The 17,554-nt window shown below is 69.8% G+C and carries 13 protein-coding genes; 9 read left to right on the forward strand and 4 right to left on the reverse strand.

From position 1 onward, the window contains the following. The first annotated feature begins 207 nt into the window (after window positions 1–207). Window positions 208–2,064 (forward strand): family 20 glycosylhydrolase, encoded by a 1,857-nt coding sequence (locus ACWDEW_RS31770; RefSeq protein ID WP_450517297.1) that lies wholly within the window; start codon window positions 208–210, stop codon window positions 2,062–2,064. 18 nt (window positions 2,065–2,082) lie between these two features. Continuing rightward, window positions 2,083–3,630, forward strand: a complete 1,548-nt coding sequence (locus tag ACWDEW_RS31775) for an alpha-L-fucosidase (RefSeq protein WP_450517299.1) — start codon at window positions 2,083–2,085, stop codon at window positions 3,628–3,630. Between the two features lie 10 nt (window positions 3,631–3,640). On the opposite strand, the gene ACWDEW_RS31780 is transcribed toward ACWDEW_RS31775, so the two are convergent. Next, window positions 3,641–4,546 (reverse strand): helix-turn-helix domain-containing protein, encoded by a 906-nt coding sequence (locus tag ACWDEW_RS31780; RefSeq protein ID WP_450517301.1) that lies wholly within the window; start codon window positions 4,544–4,546, stop codon window positions 3,641–3,643. A 159-nt stretch (window positions 4,547–4,705) separates the two neighbouring features. Beyond that, entirely contained in the window at window positions 4,706–4,957 is a 252-nt protein-coding gene (locus ACWDEW_RS31785) for a DUF397 domain-containing protein (protein WP_043259451.1), read from the reverse strand. 210 nt (window positions 4,958–5,167) lie between these two features. On the opposite strand from ACWDEW_RS31785, the gene ACWDEW_RS31790 reads away from it, so the two are divergent. Further along, the gene (locus tag ACWDEW_RS31790; protein ID WP_450517303.1) at window positions 5,168–5,716 is read left to right on the forward strand and encodes an ATP-binding protein; all 549 of its coding nucleotides are present in this window, start codon (window positions 5,168–5,170) and stop codon (window positions 5,714–5,716) included. 65 nt (window positions 5,717–5,781) lie between these two features. Here ACWDEW_RS31790 and ACWDEW_RS31795 read toward each other — a convergent pair whose 3' ends face one another. Both ACWDEW_RS31795 and ACWDEW_RS31800 read right to left on the reverse strand, forming a co-directional pair. Further along, window positions 5,782–6,585: an SAM-dependent methyltransferase gene (locus ACWDEW_RS31795; RefSeq protein WP_450517305.1), complete on the reverse strand. Its 804-nt coding sequence runs from the start codon at window positions 6,583–6,585 to the stop codon at window positions 5,782–5,784. Between the two features lie 70 nt (window positions 6,586–6,655). Beyond that, complete coding sequence (locus ACWDEW_RS31800) at window positions 6,656–7,663, reverse strand: LacI family DNA-binding transcriptional regulator (RefSeq protein ID WP_450517430.1); 1,008 nt, start codon at window positions 7,661–7,663, stop codon at window positions 6,656–6,658. A gap of 270 nt (window positions 7,664–7,933) precedes the next feature. On the opposite strand from ACWDEW_RS31800, the gene ACWDEW_RS31805 reads away from it, so the two are divergent. From ACWDEW_RS31805 to ACWDEW_RS31830, 6 genes are all read left to right on the forward strand, one after another. After that, window positions 7,934–9,226, forward strand: coding sequence for an ABC transporter substrate-binding protein (locus ACWDEW_RS31805; protein WP_450517306.1), 1,293 nt, complete (start codon window positions 7,934–7,936; stop codon window positions 9,224–9,226). Window positions 9,227–9,232: 6 nt separating this feature from the next. Further along, window positions 9,233–10,126 (forward strand): carbohydrate ABC transporter permease, encoded by an 894-nt coding sequence (locus ACWDEW_RS31810; RefSeq protein WP_450517308.1) that lies wholly within the window; start codon window positions 9,233–9,235, stop codon window positions 10,124–10,126. Beyond that, window positions 10,123–11,025: a carbohydrate ABC transporter permease gene (locus ACWDEW_RS31815; protein WP_450517310.1), complete on the forward strand. Its 903-nt coding sequence runs from the start codon at window positions 10,123–10,125 to the stop codon at window positions 11,023–11,025. Before ACWDEW_RS31810 ends, ACWDEW_RS31815 begins: the two co-directional genes overlap by 4 nt. Window positions 11,026–11,089: 64 nt before the next feature. Then, window positions 11,090–12,334 carry a glycoside hydrolase 5 family protein gene (locus ACWDEW_RS31820; protein ID WP_450517432.1) on the forward strand — a complete coding sequence of 415 codons (1,245 nt, stop codon included), beginning with the start codon at window positions 11,090–11,092 and terminating at the stop codon, window positions 12,332–12,334. Beyond that, window positions 12,331–14,349 carry an endo-beta-N-acetylglucosaminidase gene (locus tag ACWDEW_RS31825; protein WP_450517312.1) on the forward strand — a complete coding sequence of 673 codons (2,019 nt, stop codon included), beginning with the start codon at window positions 12,331–12,333 and terminating at the stop codon, window positions 14,347–14,349. The genes ACWDEW_RS31820 and ACWDEW_RS31825 overlap by 4 nt, the downstream gene beginning before the upstream one ends. Before the next feature lie 42 nt (window positions 14,350–14,391). Beyond that, window positions 14,392–17,406 (forward strand): alpha-mannosidase, encoded by a 3,015-nt coding sequence (locus ACWDEW_RS31830; RefSeq protein ID WP_450517314.1) that lies wholly within the window; start codon window positions 14,392–14,394, stop codon window positions 17,404–17,406. Window positions 17,407–17,554 lie beyond the last annotated feature (148 nt).

A 17,554-nucleotide genomic window follows, 5' to 3' on the forward strand; every position in this document is an offset into this window, starting at 1 on the left:
GGCAAGGGCGTCTCGTCGAGAGGCGACGGGCCTTGGACATTCGCTCCCGTCTTCTTGGACTTTTCACGAGCCGACGTCGGGCGGGCGGCGAGGGACCTGCTGGTCATCCGATCAATGGCTCAACTTGGCCGCTCCCAGCACCCGTTGACAGCCTCCGACCACAGTCCAATCATCAGTCGTCCGATCAATCGCGACCGGTGGAGTGTCATGGCTGAGCGAGGGAAGAGACGGTTCCGGCTGGTCGGATTCGCGGCGGTGTTCGCGCTGCTCACGGCACCCGCGGCGCCTGCGGTCGCGGCCCAGCGGCAGACGGCACCCCCGGTGACCGTGCCCGCTCTCTCCAACTGGACGCCTGAGCCCGGGAGTTACGACTTCGGGGCCGGGACCCGGCTGGTGGCCGGCAGCGCGAGCGAACTAAGGGTCGCCGACACCCTCGCCGCCGACCTGAGGGCCGCGGGCCACGGAACCGTGCCCGTCGTGCGAGGCGGCGCCGCCCGCCCCGGTGACATCGTGATCGACGTCCGGCCGACACAGGGCTCGTTGGGCGCGGAGGGCTACGAACTCCAGGCGGGCGGACGGCTGTCGGTCACGGGCGCGACCGAGACCGGCGCCTTCTACGGCACCCGCACCCTCCTCCAACTCCTCGCCCAGGGTGACCACATACCGGCCGGACGCACGGTCGACGTACCCCGGTACAAGGAGCGCGGAGTCGGCGTCTGTGCCTGCTACATCCACATCTCCCTGCCCTGGCTGGAGAACCTGGTGCGCGAGATGGCGTACCACAAGCTCAACCAGCTACTCCTGGAAATCAAGGTGAAGAGCGACGCGCACCCCGAGGCCAACACCTGGGGCTACTACACCAAGGACGAGCTGCGCGGCCTCGTCGCCCTCGGCGACAAGTACCACGTCGAGATCATTCCCGAGATCAACTCCCCGGGCCACATGGACCCGTGGATAGAGAACCGCCCCGACCTCCAGCTCACCGACTCCGACGGCAACAAGCAACCCGCCCGGCTGGACGTCACACAGCAGGCGGCCTTCGACTACTACACGAGCCTGATGGACGAGTACGCGCAGGTCTTCACCGCACCGTCCTGGCACATGGGCGCCGACGAGTACATGCTCGGCTCCGACTACTCCAAGTACCCGCAGATGCTGCGGTACGCCCAGGAGAAGTACGGCGCCGACGCCACCCCGCAGGACGCCTACATCGACTTCATCAACCGCGTGCAGGCCTACGCCGCGAGCAAGGGCAAGAAGCTGCGCATCTGGAACGACGGGCTCACCGGCGCCAACACCGTGCCGGTGGCCGCGGGCACGACGGTCGAGCACTGGCTGAACGTCCAGACGAAGCCGAGCCAACTCATCGCCCAGGGCTACCCGTTGATGAACGCGGCCTACTCCCTCTACCTGGTGCGCGGTGGCTTCCACAGCGACACCGAGTCGCTGTACGACCAGAGCTGGGACCCGCGCAGCTTCGAGGGCGAGAAGCTCACCTCCAGCACCGGCGTCACCGGGGCGAAGATCAGCCTCTGGCCCGACAACGGGCGCGGCGAGACCGAGAACGAGGTCGCCGCCGACACCGAGCCCGCGCTGCGCCACCTCGCGCAGGCGACCTGGGGCGACCCGCATCCCGACGCGACCTACGCCCAATTCACCGCGCGGGGCACGGCGGTCGGGCACGCCCCCGGATGGCGGGACCTGACCCGGGTACCGGTCGCGGACGGGACGTACACCTTCCGGACGGCCGGTGCCTCCTTCGACGCCACCGTGCAGCGCACGGCCGACGGCTACGCGACGGTGCGGACCGCCGGCGGCTGCCTGGAGATACAGGGCGGGAAGCTCACCCTCAACGTGCCTCTCCAGCCCGGAGTGGTGGCCTCCCCGCAGCCCTGCGACACCGCGAACACCATGCAGCGCTGGGAGTTGGCGTCCGTGCCGGGCGGCTACCGGTTCGTGAACGCCATCACACAGATGGCGCTGAGCGTCGCCGACGACGGCCGGCTCGCCCAGTACCCGCCGGACCAACACCGGCCCGCCGTCTGGCACTTGACCGCCCACTGACCGGAGGAGTCCCACCCCATGGCCCTCTCCAGACGTCTCTTCGTCCTCTCCGCCACCGCGCTCGCCGCGACCGGCACCGCCACGACCCCCGCCCTCGCGACGCCCCCACCCCCGTCCGACTCCCGCTACCGCATCCCCGTCAGCGCGGACGACACCGAAGCCGACCTGGTCCGCAAGGCCTCCCGAGTCCGGCCCACCGCACGGCAGGTGGCCTGGCAGCAGCTGGAGCGGACGGCGTTCCTGCACTTCGGTGTGAACACCTTCACCGGTCTGGAGTGGGGGACCGGCGACGAGGACCCGAACGTCTTCCAGCCGACGGGACTCGACACCGACCAGTGGGCCCGCGCCCTGCGCGACGGCGGCTTCAAGCTCGCCATCCTCACCGTCAAGCACCACGACGGCTTCGTCCTCTACCCCTCCCGCTACACCAACCACACCGTGGCCTCCAGCAGTTGGCGTGCCGGGCAGGGCGACGTACTGCGGTCCTTCGCCGACTCCATGCGACGGTACGGCCTCAAGGCCGGCGTCTACCTCTCGCCCGCCGACGAGAACCAGTACCTCCACGGCGTCTACGCCAACGGCAGCGCACGCGCCACGCGCACGATCCCCACCCTCGGCGAGGGCGACGACCGGACACCGGACGCCTTCTACACGCTGGACGCGACCGACTACGGCGCCCACATGCTCAACACCCTCTACGAAGTGCTGACCGAGTACGGCCCGATCGACGAGGTCTGGTTCGACGGCGCCCAGGGCCGCATCCCGCCGGGCCACGTCGAGGCCTACGACTGGGACAGCTGGTACACCCTGGTCAGATCACTCGCCCCGGACGCGGCGATCGCCGTGACCGGCCCCGACGTGCGCTGGGTCGGCAACGAGGGCGGCACGGCGCGGGAGGACGAGTGGAGTGTCCTCCCGGTCAAGGAGGAGCAGTACGGCCGTACGGACTGGGCGCTGTCCTACGACACCCCCGACGAGGGCGGTCGCGGCGCGCTCGTGGCGGCGCTGCCGAACACCGACTACCTCCAGTGGTGGCCGGCCGAGTGCGATGTGTCGATCCACGACGGCTGGTTCTACCACCCGGGCCAACTCCCCAAGAGCGTCGACGAGTTGCTCGACATCTACTTCGGTTCCGTGGGCCGCAACGCGGTCCTGCTGCTCAATGTGCCGCCGGACACCGACGGCCTGCTGGCGGACCCGGACGTGGCACGGCTGCGCGAGTTCCGTGAGCGCGTGGACCGCGAACTGCCCGAGGACCTGGCACGCGGAGCCCGGACGGCCACATCACCGGGGCGGGTCACCGTCGACCTCGGCACGCAACGCGAGGTGGACCGCGTCCGGTTGGCGGAGGACGTGCGGCGCTACGGCCAGCAGGTCGAGGCCTTCGTCGTCGAGGCGTACGTCGACGGGAGCTGGACCGAGGTGACTCGGGCCGGGACGATCGGCGCCAGTCGCATCCTGCTGCTGCCCGCGCCCGTACGCGCCCGGCGCTGGCGGGTCCGCGTGACGGCGGCCCGGGACACCGTACGGATCGCGGAGTTCGGGCTGTACCGCTCGCGGGTCTGAAGGCCGGGGCTCACCTGTCCTTGAGGAGCTTCTCCAGGAAGACCACCGACTCGGGGCCGGGCAGCGCCACCAGGCTCAGCCGGTCCATGACCGCGAGATAGCGGTCGACCTCCTCCGCCTTGTCCAAGTACAGGGCGGAGGTGAGCTGTTCGAGATAGACGATGTCCGGCAGGTCCGGGACCGGGAAGCGCAGCACGGTGATCGGACCGCCGGCCGCCGCATGGCCGCCCACCTCGAAGGGCAGCACCTGGAGCGTGATGTTCGGCCGGGCGGCCATCTCGACGAGATGCCGGAGCTGGTCGCGCATCACCTCGGGCCCGCCGAGCGGCCTGCGCAGGGCCGCCTCGTCCACCACGACCCACAGTCTCGGCGCTCCGGGGCGGGTCAGCAACTCCTGGCGGGTCATGCGGAGTTCGACGCGGCGCTGGATCGAGTCCGGGGAGTCCGCGGGCCGGCCGAGCCGGATGACGGCCTCGGCGTACCCGGCGGTCTGCAACAGACCAGGGATGAACTGGACTTCGTAGGTGCGGATGAGGGAGGTGGCCTCCTCCAGCCCCAGGTGCTGCTCGAACCAGGCCGGGAAGGAGTCGCCGTAGGCGCGCCACCAGCCGGGTTCGTTGGCGCGGCGGGCCGAGTCCAGGAACTCCTGGCGGGCCTCCGGCTCATGGAGGCCGTACAGCGTCAACAGGTCCGCCACGTCCCGCTCTTTGAAGCCGACGCGGCCCAACTCCATCCGGCAGAGCTTGGCGTCCGAGGCGCGTATGGCCGAAGCGGCCGTGTCCCGGGTGATGTTGAGGGACTCGCGCAGGCGGCGCAGCCGGGTGCCCAGCATGATGCGCTGGACCGTCGGACCACCGCGCTGAAGGCTCAGCACGTCCGTACCCAGGGGGGCGTGTTCGGGTTGAGCTGCAGTCATGTTCATCCCCTCGGCGGTCGCGCCGATACTGCCCGCAAGTTTTCGGGGCTCAAAAGAGGATCGTAGCACCGAGGTTCCGGATAACTGCGGGGAGTGAAGGAGCCGGAAGGTGCCGGCCTGTGTCCGGCGCCTTCCGGCCATCCGCGGGTCTGCCTGACTTCAGCGGCCGGGGAGTAGGCCGTCGAAGTCGCCGTCCTTCACACCGCGGACGAACGCGGAGATCTCGGCGCTGGTGTAGACGAGTGCCGGACCTTCGGGATGGCGCGAGTTGCGCACGGCGATGTGACCGTCCGAGAGCGCGGCCAACTCCACGCAGTTGCCCTCGGGGTTGCTGTGGTGGCTCTTGCGCCACTCCGCGCCGCTCAGCAGGGTCGCCGACATGCCGTTCGCGTGTTCTGTCTGAGGCCTCATCGCTCCCCCGGAAGATCGGATGCAATTGCATCTTCAATTGCATCCCTTGGTGATGCAGAGGACGATAGCCCTCGGGGGAACCGCTCGCAAGATCATCTGCAATTGCAGCGGTAATTGCCGATGCACTTGCGTTCGCAGGGTCAGTCGGAGGAGCATGTTCCGGACAGGTGTAGTGCGCGCAGTTGTTCTCTTGGGGTCTCAGGGGTCGCGATGTCCGCAGAGCAAGTCGTACGGCCGGTCGACTCCCTGCGGATCGAGGGCACTTGGCAGTGGCTGTGCCGAGCCGTCGACGAGGTGGGCCGACCCGCACCCGGGCAGACCGTCACCCTGGTCCCCGCCGCCGGCGACGGCGCCAACCCGGCTCTCTGTTCCGTCCTTGTCGTGCCCCCGATGCCTCAATCGGCACACGTGGCACGGGACTTCACCCGCGCCGCGCTGGCCGACCGGGCCGGGGACGACCTCGTCGACGACATGGCGGTCACCGTGTCGGAACTGGTGAGCAACGCGCTGCGCTACGGCCGGGCGCCCAACTCACCGCTGGAGCCGCAGCCTTCACTCTGGCTCGCGGTGTGGGACCGGCTGCCGTACGCGGTGTGCGCGGTCACCGACGACAGCGACCGCATACCCGTGGAGGGGCACCCCGACGAGTTCGCGGAGTCCGGGCGCGGCCTTCAGGTGGTCTCCGCGCTCAGCGACTCCTGGGGCTGGAACCTGCGGGCGGGCGGCGGCAAGACGGTGTGGGCGCTGTTCCGGCTCTGACACGACGGACAAGCAGAGAAGCGGGGTACCGGCCCAACGCCGGTACCCCGCTTCTGTGTTGCCGCTCAGACCTTGCGGCCGACGCCGCAGATCGTGTCCACGTCGGACGGGTCACGGCCCACGTCGACGGGCTCGGGCCGCCACCGCGAGATGGGGACGATGCCGGGCTCGACCGCTTCGAGACCGTCGAAGAAGGCCGTCACCCGCGCGGGGCTGCGCAGGAAGTAGGAGCTGGCGGAGTTGGCGTTGTACACCGAGATCGCCTGGTTGAGCGCCGGGTTGGTGTCGGTGCCGTCGGTCAGCGCGAGATAGCTGCCCGGGGGCAGCGCGTCGAGGAAGCGGGCCACGACGGCCTCGGGCTCGTCCGAGTCCGGGATCTGGCCCAGGATGCCCAGCATCGTCAGCGCGATCGGCTTGCTGAAGTCCAGTGTCCGGGCCGCGGCTTCGAGAATCGTCTCGGGATCGCGCACATCGGCCTCGACGTAGGCGCAGGCGCCTTCGGGCGTGCTGGTGAGCAGCGCCTGCGCGTGCACCAGCACCAGCGGGTCGTTGTCGACGTACACGATCCGGCTCTCGGGCGCGATGCGCTGCGCGACCTCGTGGGTGTTGTCGACGGTCGGCAGGCCGGTCCCGATGTCGAGGAACTGGCGGATGCCCGCCTCTGCGGCGAGATAGCGCACGGCCCTTACCAGGAAGCCTCGTTGGAGGCGGGCGAGCAGGGCGATGTCCGGGAACATCTTGATGATCATTTCGCCGGCTTCCCGGTCGGCGGCGTAGTTGTCCTTGCCGCCCAGGAGGAAGTTCCACACGCGGGCGGAGTGCGGCCGGTCGAGCTGGAGCCGGTCGGCCAGCGGGTCTTCGGAGGTCATGGGCAAAGCCTCACACGAAGTACCCGTCGGTGTCCGGCGATTCGGGCCCGAACCGGGAGACACGGCACTTTCACACCCGGGCCGGTCCCGTACTGTCCCGCTCGATCAGCTGCGGCACCGGCACCCGCACGGTGCGCGCCGGTCCGCCGTCCAGCAGCGCGGTCAACTCCTGGGCGGCCGTACGGCCGAACTCCACACTGTCCCGGGACAGCGCCGACAGCCAGGGCCGGACCATCCGGCACAGCGCCGAGTCCTCCCAGGCGACCACCGACACGTCCCCCGGTACGGAGAAGCCGAGTTCGGTCGCCGCGGCCACCCCGGCGACGGCCATCACGTCGTTGTCGTAGATCAACGCCGTTGGGGGAGAAGCGACTTCGAGGACCCGGCGGGTGACGGCGGCGCCCGCCGCGTCCGAGTAGTCGGTCGTCACCGAGTGCACCTCGGTGAGCCCGCGGCGCGCGGCCTCGGCGCGCAGGGCGCGGATCCGGCGCTCGGTGTGCGCGAGGCCCGGCAGACCCGCGATGTGCGCGATACGGCGGTGGCCGCGCGCGGACAACTCGTCGACCACCGACGCCATCGCGCCCGCGTCGTCCGCCCACACCGTCGACAGACCGGGATGCCGTTCGTCCGGCGCACCGCCGATCACCACGGCGGGCAGGCCCAGTTCGTCGAGGAGATCGGGCCGCGGGTCGGCGGTGCGCGGGTCGGCCACCAGGACGCCGTCCACCCGGTGTTCGGCCCACCAGCGCCGGTACACCGCGCACTCGTCGTCGACGTCCTCGGCCATCTGGAAGAGCAGCCCGAGATGACGCTCGGCCAGTATCTCCTGGATACCCGAGACGAGTTGGAGGAAGAAGGAGTCGACGCCGAGGGTGTCCGCGGGCCGGGCCAGTACGAAACCGACCGTCGCCGCACCCTCCCCGGACAGCGCCCGCGCGGCCGTGCTCGGCCGCCAGCCGAGCTGTTCCGCGACCCGGCGCACCCGGTCGCGGGTGACCTCGGAGACGCCGGGCCGGCCGTTGAGCGCGAAGGAGACCGCGCTCTCGGACACACCGGCGCGCTGCGCGATGTCCTTCATCGTCGGCCGACGCGCGGGTGACCGCTTGCCTGACAAGACCGCTCTCCATTCCCTCGGTGCCGTGCACTAATGCGCTTGAGCCAGCACACCCTAAAGCGCATTAGTGATCCACCGCAAGAATGCGAACACACCGCGCTGAGCTGGGACGTTGGCCGGATCGGGCCAACTAATGAATTTAGCTGAGCGGAATCCATTGACGCGCCCCGCGAACACCGTGCAAGGTCTGCCCCGGCACGATTGGCCAACCCCACTGCAAAGGAGCGACCCGCCGTGCGCATCTCCCGCAGAGCCTTCGCCGCCGCTGCCGCCGCCGTAGTCCTCATGCCGCTGAGCGCCTGCGGTTCCGGAGGAGACGACGGCGGCTCGACCGACGCCTCGGGCAAGGTCGAGGGCGACATCACCTTCCAGACCTGGAACCTCCGCGCCAACTTCAAGTCCTACTTCGAGGGCGTGATCTCCGGCTTCGAGAAGCAGTACCCCGGCACCCATGTGAAGTGGATCGACCAGCCCGCCGAGGGCTACGCCGACAAGATCAGCGCCGACGCCGCCGGCGGCACCCTGCCCGACGTCGTCAACGTCTCCCCGGACCTGGTCGCCCCGCTCGCCAAGGCGGGCCTCGCGATGGACCTCGACAAGGCGGCCGCCAAGTACAAGAGCGAGTACCTGCCCGGGGCTTGGGCCAGCCACCGGATACCGGGCATGTCCGGGACCTACGCCTTCCCCTGGTACCTCAACACCGGCCCGCTCTTCTACAACAAGTCGCTGTTCAAGCAGGCCGGCCTCGACCCCGACCAGCCACCGAAGACGTACGACGAACTCTTCGCCCAGGCACTCCAGTTGGCGAAGAAGACCGACGGAAAGGTCGCCACCCTCGCCAACGTCCCCACCGTCGAGGACTTCGGCCGCTACGGCGTCGAGCTCATGAACAAGGCCGGCACCGCCTTCGCCTTCAACGACGCCAAGGGCATCGAACTCCTCACCAAGTACAAGGAGTTGTACGACGCGAAGGCCCTCGACCCGCAGGCGCTCACCGCCACCCCCGAGTCCTCCGGCAAGAAGTTCCTCACCGGGGCCGTCGCGATGAACCCCGGCAGCGCCCTGGACCTCGACAACTTCAAGAAGCAGGCGCCCAGCCTGTACAAGAACATCGGCATCACCGACCAGATCACCAGCACCGGCCACGTCAACATGTACGTCATGGGCGTGATGGTCAACTCCAAGACCAAGCACACCCCCGCCGCCGTGGCCTTCGCGCACTACGTCACCGACGCCCAGCAGCAGATGTCGTTCGCGAAGAAGGTCGCCATCTTCCCGAGCACCGCGGGCTCCCTCGACGACCCGTACTTCACCAAGGAGGACGGCACCGACGAGACCCGGGTGCGCATCGCCGCCGCCAAGTCCCTGAAAAACGCGGTGAATTACACGCCGGTGCTGTTCAGCGAGCAGATGAAGACCGCGCTGCGCAACGAGGTGGCCAAGGCCCTGCAGGGGAAGGAGAGCCCCCAGACGGCTCTTGACAACGCTGTCAAGCAGTGCAACACGCTCCTCCAGCAGCAGGGGTAGTCCACGATGGCCCTCTCCACCGTCTCCCGGGTGCGGCGCCAACTGCCCACCAGCCCCTGGCTGTTCGCCGCCCCCGGGCTGCTGATCACGGGCGCCTTCATCCTCTATCCGTTCGGCTCCACGCTGGCCAACGCCTTCACCGACCGGCGCACCCTGCTCCCGGGCCACTTCGTGGGCTTCGCCAACTTCCGCGAGCTGTGGCACGACGACATGTTCTGGACCGGCCTGCGCAACAGCACCCTGTACATCCTCGGGGTGGTCCCCGCGCTCGTCGTACTCCCGCTGCTGCTCGCCCTGTTGGTGCAGAAGAACATCCCCGGCATCACCTTCTTCCGGTCCGCCTTCTACACCCCGGTCGTCGCGTCGATCGTCGTGGTCGGCCTGATCTGGGTGTGGCTGCTGGACGAACGCGGTCTGGTCAACTCGCTGTTGGAGACGATCGGCGTCGGCCGGATCGGCTTCCTCAGCGACCAGTGGCTGTTGCTGCTGAGCGCCATGGCCGTCACGGTCTGGAAGGGCCTCGGCTACTACATGATCATTTATCTGGCCGCGCTGGCCAACGTGCCACGGGAACTGCACGAGGCGGCGTCCGTAGACGGCGCGGGCGCGGTACGCCGCTTCTTCACGGTCACCGTGCCCGCCGTCCGCTCCACCATGGTCCTCGTCGGGGCGCTGTCCTCGGTGGCCGCCTTCAAGGTGTTCTCCGAGGTCTATCTGATGGCGGGCCCCAGCGGCGGCCCGGCCGGCGAGGACACCACCCTCGTGATGCTCGTCCAGCGCACCGGCACCGGCCTGACCGGCCGGGTCGGCTACGCCTCAGCGCTCTCGGTCGTCGTCTTCGTCGTCACCGTCGCGCTGATGCTCCTCGTGCTGCGCGCCGACCGGAAGGAGGACGCTTGAGCGTCATCGAGCGCACAAGGCCCGTCCAGACAAAGGCGGTTCGCGAACCCCGCGTCACCGACGAGCACGGCCGCCGTATCCGGGTCTGGGAACTCGCCCTGCGCTACACGCTGTTGCTGGCCGTCCTCGCCATCACGGTCGGCCCCTTCCTCTGGCAGCTCTCCACCTCGCTCAGGGGCCCGACCGAGGACATCTACAGCTCGCCGCCGACCTTCCTGCCCGAACACCCGACCCTGCACAACTACAAGCGGGTCGCCGACACCATCCCCGTCTGGGACTACGCCTTCAACTCGCTGAAGGTCGCCTCCGCCAACGTCGTGACGAACTGCGTCGGTTCGGCCCTCGCGGGCTACGCGCTCGCCCGGCTGCGCTACCGGGGCCGCCGGGTGGCCACCCTCGTCTTCATCCTCGCGATGCTCGTGCCGGTGGAGGGCATCATCATCGCCCAGTTCACCACCATGCGGGAGCTGGGCCTGAACAACACCCTGATCGGGGTGGTCCTCCCGGGCTGCATCGGCGCGATGAACGTCCTGCTGATGCGCAACGCCTTCCTCAACCTGCCGTACGAGATCGAGGAGGCGGCCTACGTCGACGGCGCCAACGTCTGGCAGCGGTTCCTGCGGATCGCGCTGCCGTCCGTGAAGGGCACGATCGCCGTCGTCGCGATCTTCGCCTTCATGGGCGCCTGGGACGACTTCCTGTGGCCGCTCATCGTGCTCAGCGACCCGTCCAAGTTCACGCTCACCATCGGCCTCAACTATCTGCACGGCACCTTCGCCAACGACGAACGGCTCGTAGCGGCCGGCACGGTGATCGCCGTGGCCCCGCTGATCGCCCTCTTCGCCTGCCTCCAGCGGTACTTCTTCCGGGGCGTGGGCGAAGGCGCGGTGAAGGGCTGACGTCTCCTTGCCTTCAGATACGCACTACAGAACCAGGATCCCGATGTCTTCTGCGTCTTCTGCCGTGCGCTTCGGCGTCAACTACACACCCAGTCAAGGGTGGTTCCACCACTGGCTCGACTTCGACCTCGACTCCGTACGCGCCGACCTCGACTCGATCGCCGAGCTGGGCCTCGACCACATCCGGGTCTTCCCGCTGTGGCCGTACTTCCAGCCCAACCGCACCCTGATCCGCCCGAAGGCCGTGGAACAGCTCGTGCGGCTCGCCGACGCGGCCGGTGAGCGCGGGCTCGACGTCAACGTGGACGGTCTGCAAGGGCACGTGAGCAGTTTCGACTACCTGCCGGCCTGGACCCGCACCTGGCACCGGCGCAACCTCTTCACCGACCCGGACGTCCTCGACGGCCAGGCCGCCTACCTGCGCACCCTCGCCGCCGCGCTCGCCGACCGCCCGAACTTCATCGGCATGACCCTCGGCAACGAGGTCAACCAGTTCTCGGCGGGCCCGCATCCGGACCCCGACCGGGCGACCGAGGAGCAGATCGACGCCTGGCTGGCGCGGATGCTCGCCGCCTGTGCGGAGGGCGCGCCCGGCAAGCCGCATCTGCACGCCGAGTACGACGCGACCTGGTACCAGGACGACATGCCGTTCACCCCGGCCCAGGCCGCCCGCCGGGGCGCGATGACGGCCGTGCACTCCTGGGTCTTCAACGGCACCGCCCAGCGCCATGGCCGTACCTCCGTGCCCAGCGAGCATCACGCCGCGTATCTCGTCGAGTTGAGCAAGGCCTGGGCCGACGAACCCCATCGCCCCGTCTGGCTCCAGGAGGTCGGCGCGCCCCAGCCGCTCGTCCCCGCCGAGCACGCGGCCGACTTCGCCTCCGCGACCATCGCCAACGCCCTTGACTGCCCCGATCTCTGGGGCGTCACCTGGTGGTGCTCGCACGACGTGTCCCGCGACCTCGCCGACTTCCCCGAACTCGAATACGGGCTGGGTCTGTTGACCAACGACCGGCAGGCCAAGGACATCGCGCTCGTGCTGGCCGAGGCGGCCCGCGAGCCCACCTACGCGCCCGCCACCCGCACCACGGCGCTCGTCGTGCCCGCCGATCCGTCCGTCCGCTCGGTCTGCGGTCCCGGCGGGCCGGTCTTCGGCGCCTACTTCCGACTCGTCGCCGACGGAGCCCGACCGGCGACCGTCCTCGACGTGCGCGCGGACGACAAGGAACACCTCGCCGCGCGCGGCATCACCGAAGTCGTCACTCCGGACCAGGTACTCCCCACCCCACAAGGAGACACCAGCTCGTGAACCCCACCAGACGCACCGTCCTGCTGGCGGCCGGCGCGGCGACCCTGCTGCCGCAACTGCCTCTGCCCGCCTACGCGTCAGGGCAGGCGGCGGCCACCGCGACCCAGCCGTACGCCAGTTACTGGTACCCGGACTCCCTGCCCTCCGGCACCCCGGGCACCGGCATCACCTGGAACAGCCTGAAGACCTGGACCGCGGCCTCGGACACGGACCTCGCCTTCAACGCCGCCGCCGTGCCGCTCGCCGCGCGCTTCACCCCTACGCCCGCGAACAGCACCGCCCGCTCAGGCCAGGCCCGTATCCAGTCGCTGGTCTCCTTCGGGCCGACGTCGAGCAACCCCTCCCAGGGCGCGGCCACCGCCGACTACTACGCGCTCACCCACTGGTCCTACCTCGACGAACTCGTCTTCTGGGGCGGCTCCTCCGGCGAAGGCATCATCCTCGCCCCGAACGCGCCGATCGTGGACGCCGCCCACCGGCACGGCGTACCCGTCCTCGGCAACATCTTCCTGCCGCCCGTCGCCTACGGCGGACAGCTCCAGTGGACCCGCGACCTGGTGCAGAAGGATGCCGCCGGGCACTATCCGCTCGCCGCCCAACTCGTCGCGGTGGCCGCCGCGTACGGCTTCGACGGCTGGTTCGTCAACGCCGAGACCAGCGGCGGGAACACCGCGCTCGGCACCGACATGCAGGGCTTCGTCGGCGAGTTGAAGTCCCTCGCCGCCGCGCAGGGGCAACGCGTCACCTGGTACGACGCGATGACCGTGAACGGGACGGTCAGCTGGCAGGGCGCGCTGAACACCTCGAACCAGGCGTTCTTCCAGGCCGCGAACGACATGTTCATCGACTTCCGGTGGAGTACGAGCACCCTGGCCGCCTCCGGCACGAAGGCCGACGGACTGGGCCGCAGCCGCTACGAGCTGTGGGCGGGCGTCGACGTCGAGTCCAACGGGTCGAACACGTCCGTGAGTTGGGACGCGATGGTGCCGACGACCAAGGCGCACATCACGTCCATCGGCTTCTACCGGCCCGAGTGGACCCGCAACCACCTTCCCGCGACCCGCGCCCCGGGCGACTTCCACGCCGCCGACGACCGCTTCTGGACCGGGCGTTCACTCGACCCGTCGAGCCCGGACAGCACCGACCCCTGGCGGGCACCGGCGGTGTCGGTCGCCGACCGGTCCACGGTGGGCGGCGCGCTGCCGTTCGCGAGTGTCTTCAACACCGGGCACGGACTGCGCTGGTACGAGGACGGCGCGGTCACCTCGGACGCGCAGTGGAACCACCTCGGACTCCAGGACCGGCTGCCGTCCCGCCGCTGGGCGGTGCGCACGACGGGCCAACGGCCCACTGTCATCTTCGACTTCGCGGACGCGTGGCGCGGTGGCAGCAGTGTGCTGGTCTCCGGCGCACTGGACGCGCCGACGACCCTGGACCTGTACGCCACCCAGCTGCCGATCACCGATGACACAGTGGTCGACCTGACCTTCCGCACCGACACCGGCGGCGCGAACGTCGAACTGGCCGTCGCCACCGCCGAACCGGCCACGGCGGGGGCGACACCGCCGTACACGTATCTGCCGGTGGCTGCCTCGGGCAGCGGCTGGCAGACGGTGACGGTGCCGCTCACCGGACTGTCCGGCACACTGCATGCCCTCGGTGTACGGCTCACCGCCACCGCGGGGCCGGTGAACTGGCGGCTCGGTGGACTCGCCGTGCGCGATGCCGACGAGTCGCCGACGCCCGCCTCTCCCGCCGACTTCCTCATCAGCGCGGCCACCGGCGGCGACCTGCGCTTCGCCTGGGACCCCGCACCCGGCGCCGTACGCCACTACACGCTGCACCGGCTGCTGCCCGACGGCACCCGGCGATTCCTCGGCGGCACCTGTCAGTGCGCCTTCTACGTCGGCGGGCTGACGGCCGAACAGGGCGAGCAGCAGGCGTGGTTCGAACTGCGCGCGACAGGGGAGCTCTACACAGCGTCGGCCCCCGTGACCGTCGCGTACGCCTGGTAACACCCGTAGTCCCACCCGCAACCGAGCCACGGAGCACCCCACATGCATGACGACCGCAGCCTGGTCGAAGCCCGCCTCAAGCGTGTTCTCGAAGAGCGCATCCGTCCCGCCGTGTACCCCGAGTCAGTGCCGCTGGAGGTGGCCGTCTGGCACGCGCCCGACGAGCCGGTGCCGGTGGCCGAGGGGCTCGCGGGCACACCCGAACCGATCGAGGTGGGCGCCCGGTGGGGAGCTCCCTGGGGGACCAGCTGGTTCCGTGTCACCGGGACCGTCCCCCAGGAGTGGGCCGGGAAGACCGTCGAGGCGCTGCTCGACCTCGGCTTCGACGAGAACATGCCCGGCTTCCAGTGCGAGGGCCTCGTCTACCGGCCCGACGGCACCCCCGTGAAGGGTCTCAACCCGCGCAACCAGTGGGTCCGGATCGGCGCCCCCGTCGCCGGCGGCGAGGAGGTGCGGCTGTACGTCGAGGCCGCGTCCAACCCGGTGGTGATGGACTACCACCCCTTCGTGCCGACGCAGTTGGGCGACAAGGAGACCGCCGGGAGCGAGCCGCAGTACACGCTCACCCGCATGGACCTCGCGGTCCTCGACGAGAACGTGTGGAATCTCGTCCTCGATCTGGAGGTCGCCGGTGAACTGATGGCTGAACTGCCGGCGGACTCGGCGCGCCGCTGGGACCTCCTGCGGGCCATCGACAAGGCACTGGACGCCGTCGACCTCCAGGACGTCAACGGCACGGCGGAGCGCGCCCGTTCACAGCTGACGGCAGTCCTGTCGACGCCCGCCGTCCCGTCCGCGCACCGCATCAGCGCCATCGGGCACGCGCACATCGACTCGGCGTGGCTGTGGCCGCTGCGCGAGACGGTCCGCAAGGTGGCCCGGACGACGTCCAACATGACGGCCCTGCTGGAGGACGAACCCGACTTCATCTTCGCCATGTCCCAGGCCCAGCAGTGGGCCTGGGTGAAGGAGCACCGGCCCGAGGTGTGGGCGCGGGTCAAGAAGGCGGTGGCGGACGGGCGGTTCGTGCCGGCCGGCGGCATGTGGGTGGAGTCCGACACCAACATGCCGGGCTCGGAGGCGATGGCCCGTCAGTTCGTGCACGGGAAGCGGTTCTTCCTCGACGAGTTCGGCATCGAGAACGAGGAGGCATGGCTGCCCGACACCTTCGGCTTCGCCGCCGGACTCCCGCAGATCATCAAGGCCGCCGGCTCCAAGTGGCTGCTGACCCAGAAGATCTCCTGGTCGCAGACGAACAAGTTCCCGCACCACACCTTCCGTTGGGAGGGCATCGACGGCACCCGGATCTTCACCCACTTCCCGCCCGTCGACACCTACAACTGCTCCATGCAGGGCCGCGAAATCGCCCACGCGGCACGCAACTTCAAGGACAAGGGAGTCGCCCGCCACTCCCTGGCGCCCACCGGCTGGGGCGACGGAGGTGGTGGTACCACCCGCGAGATGGTCGCCAAGGCGGCCCGGCTGCGCGATCTCGAAGGCTCCGCGACCGTGGCCTGGGAGACGCCGAAGGAGTTCTTCGAGAAGGCCGAGGCCGAGTACCCCGAACCCCCGGTCTGGGTCGGCGAGTTGTACCTCGAACTGCACCGCGCCACCCTCACCAGCCAGGCCAAGACCAAGCAGGGCAACCGGCGCAGCGAACACCTCCTGCGCGAGGCCGAGCTGTGGGCCGCCACGGCCGCCGTACGGACCGGATTCCCTTACCCCTACGAGGACTTGGACCGGATCTGGAAGACGGTGCTGCTGCACCAGTTCCACGACATCCTCCCCGGCTCCTCCATCGCCTGGGTGCACCGCGAGGCCCGGAAGACGTACGAGGGACTGGCCGCAGAGCTGAACGCCGTCATCGACGCGGCCCAGCGCGCGCTGGCGGGGGAGGGGACACGGGAGCTGGTGTTCAACTCGGCGCCCCACACCCGCGACGGCGTGCTCGCCGGCGGTGCCCAAGTGCCGGCGGTGGAGGGCGGGTCGGCACTCGCGTCCCGGGTCGGCGGCGGACACGTCCTGGAGAACGGCCTGCTCCGCATCGAGATCGACGCCCGCGGACTCGTCGTCTCCGCCTACGACATCGAGGCCGACCGCGAGACCATCGCCCCCGGCCGGGCCGCCAACCTGCTCCAACTCCACCCGGACTTCCCGAACATGTGGGACGCCTGGGACGTCGACGAGTTCTACCGCAACACGGTCACGGACCTCACGGAGGCGGACGAGGTCGTCGCCGACGGGGACGCGGTGCGGATCGTCCGGTCCTTCGGCGCGTCCCGGGTCACCCAACTGCTGTCCCTCGCACGGGGGGAGCGGCGGTTGCTCATCGACACCGAGGTCGACTGGCACGAGACGGAGAAGTTCCTCAAGCTCGCCTTCCCGCTCGACGTGCACGCGGAACGGTACGCGTCCGAGACGCAGTTCGGGCACTTCCACCGCCCCACGCACACCAACACCTCATGGGAGGCAGCCAAGTTCGAGGCCTGCAACCACCGCTTCGTCCACCTGGAGGAACCCGGCTGGGGCGTCGCGGTCGTCAATGACTCGACGTACGGCCACGACGTGACCCGTACGGTCCGCACCGACGGCGATGCCGGTACGACCACCACGCTCCGCGCCTCCCTCCTCCGCGCCCCGCGCTTCCCGGACCCCGAGACGGACCAGGGCGTCCACCGTTTCCGGCACGCGCTGGTGCCGGGCGCGGGCATCGGGGACGCGGTGCGCGAGGGCTGGCGGATCAATCTGCCGGAGCGGCGGGTCACGGGCGGGCAGGAGGTCGCTCCGCTGGTGGGCGTGGACCGGGACTCGGTCGTCGTCACGGCGGTGAAGCTGGCGGACGACGGGAGCGGGGATGTCGTGGTCCGGTTCCACGAAGCCCACGGGGGACGGGCCAGGGCGACGCTGACGGTCGGCTTCCCCTTCGACTCCGTGGAGGTCACCGACCTGCTGGAACGTCCGTCGGCGGATGCCGGAGAGGTGACCCGAGAGGGAGAGCAACTGGCCCTGAGGCTACGGCCGTTCGAGCTGGTGACGCTGCGGTTCCGGCGGGCCTGAGCGCCTGAAGGGGCGAGGGAGCGCGGATTCCGCCGCAACCCCTCCGCCCGGCGCGCAGGCCGGGCGGAGGGGGACGGTCGGGCGGTGGCGGCCCTCACCGCCTCGCGGATCGGGTCCGCGGCCTTCCCGGGGTGCGCGACACATACGC

It is taken from the genome of Streptomyces sp. NPDC001100 (assembly GCF_053598575.1).

Coding starts and splice junctions, on each gene's coding strand:
- ACWDEW_RS31830 (WP_450517314.1), top strand. CDS start 14,392: ATGCATGACGACCGCAGCCTGGTCGAAGCCCGCCTCAAGCGTGTTCTC.
- ACWDEW_RS31800 (WP_450517430.1), bottom strand. CDS start 7,663: ATGAAGGACATCGCGCAGCGCGCCGGTGTGTCCGAGAGCGCGGTCTCC.
- ACWDEW_RS31795 (WP_450517305.1), bottom strand. CDS start 6,585: ATGACCTCCGAAGACCCGCTGGCCGACCGGCTCCAGCTCGACCGGCCG.
- ACWDEW_RS31790 (WP_450517303.1), top strand. CDS start 5,168: ATGTCCGCAGAGCAAGTCGTACGGCCGGTCGACTCCCTGCGGATCGAG.
- ACWDEW_RS31780 (WP_450517301.1), bottom strand. CDS start 4,546: ATGACTGCAGCTCAACCCGAACACGCCCCCCTGGGTACGGACGTGCTG.
- ACWDEW_RS31775 (WP_450517299.1), top strand. CDS start 2,083: ATGGCCCTCTCCAGACGTCTCTTCGTCCTCTCCGCCACCGCGCTCGCC.
- ACWDEW_RS31785 (WP_043259451.1), bottom strand. CDS start 4,957: ATGAGGCCTCAGACAGAACACGCGAACGGCATGTCGGCGACCCTGCTG.
- ACWDEW_RS31810 (WP_450517308.1), top strand. CDS start 9,233: ATGGCCCTCTCCACCGTCTCCCGGGTGCGGCGCCAACTGCCCACCAGC.
- ACWDEW_RS31770 (WP_450517297.1), top strand. CDS start 208: ATGGCTGAGCGAGGGAAGAGACGGTTCCGGCTGGTCGGATTCGCGGCG.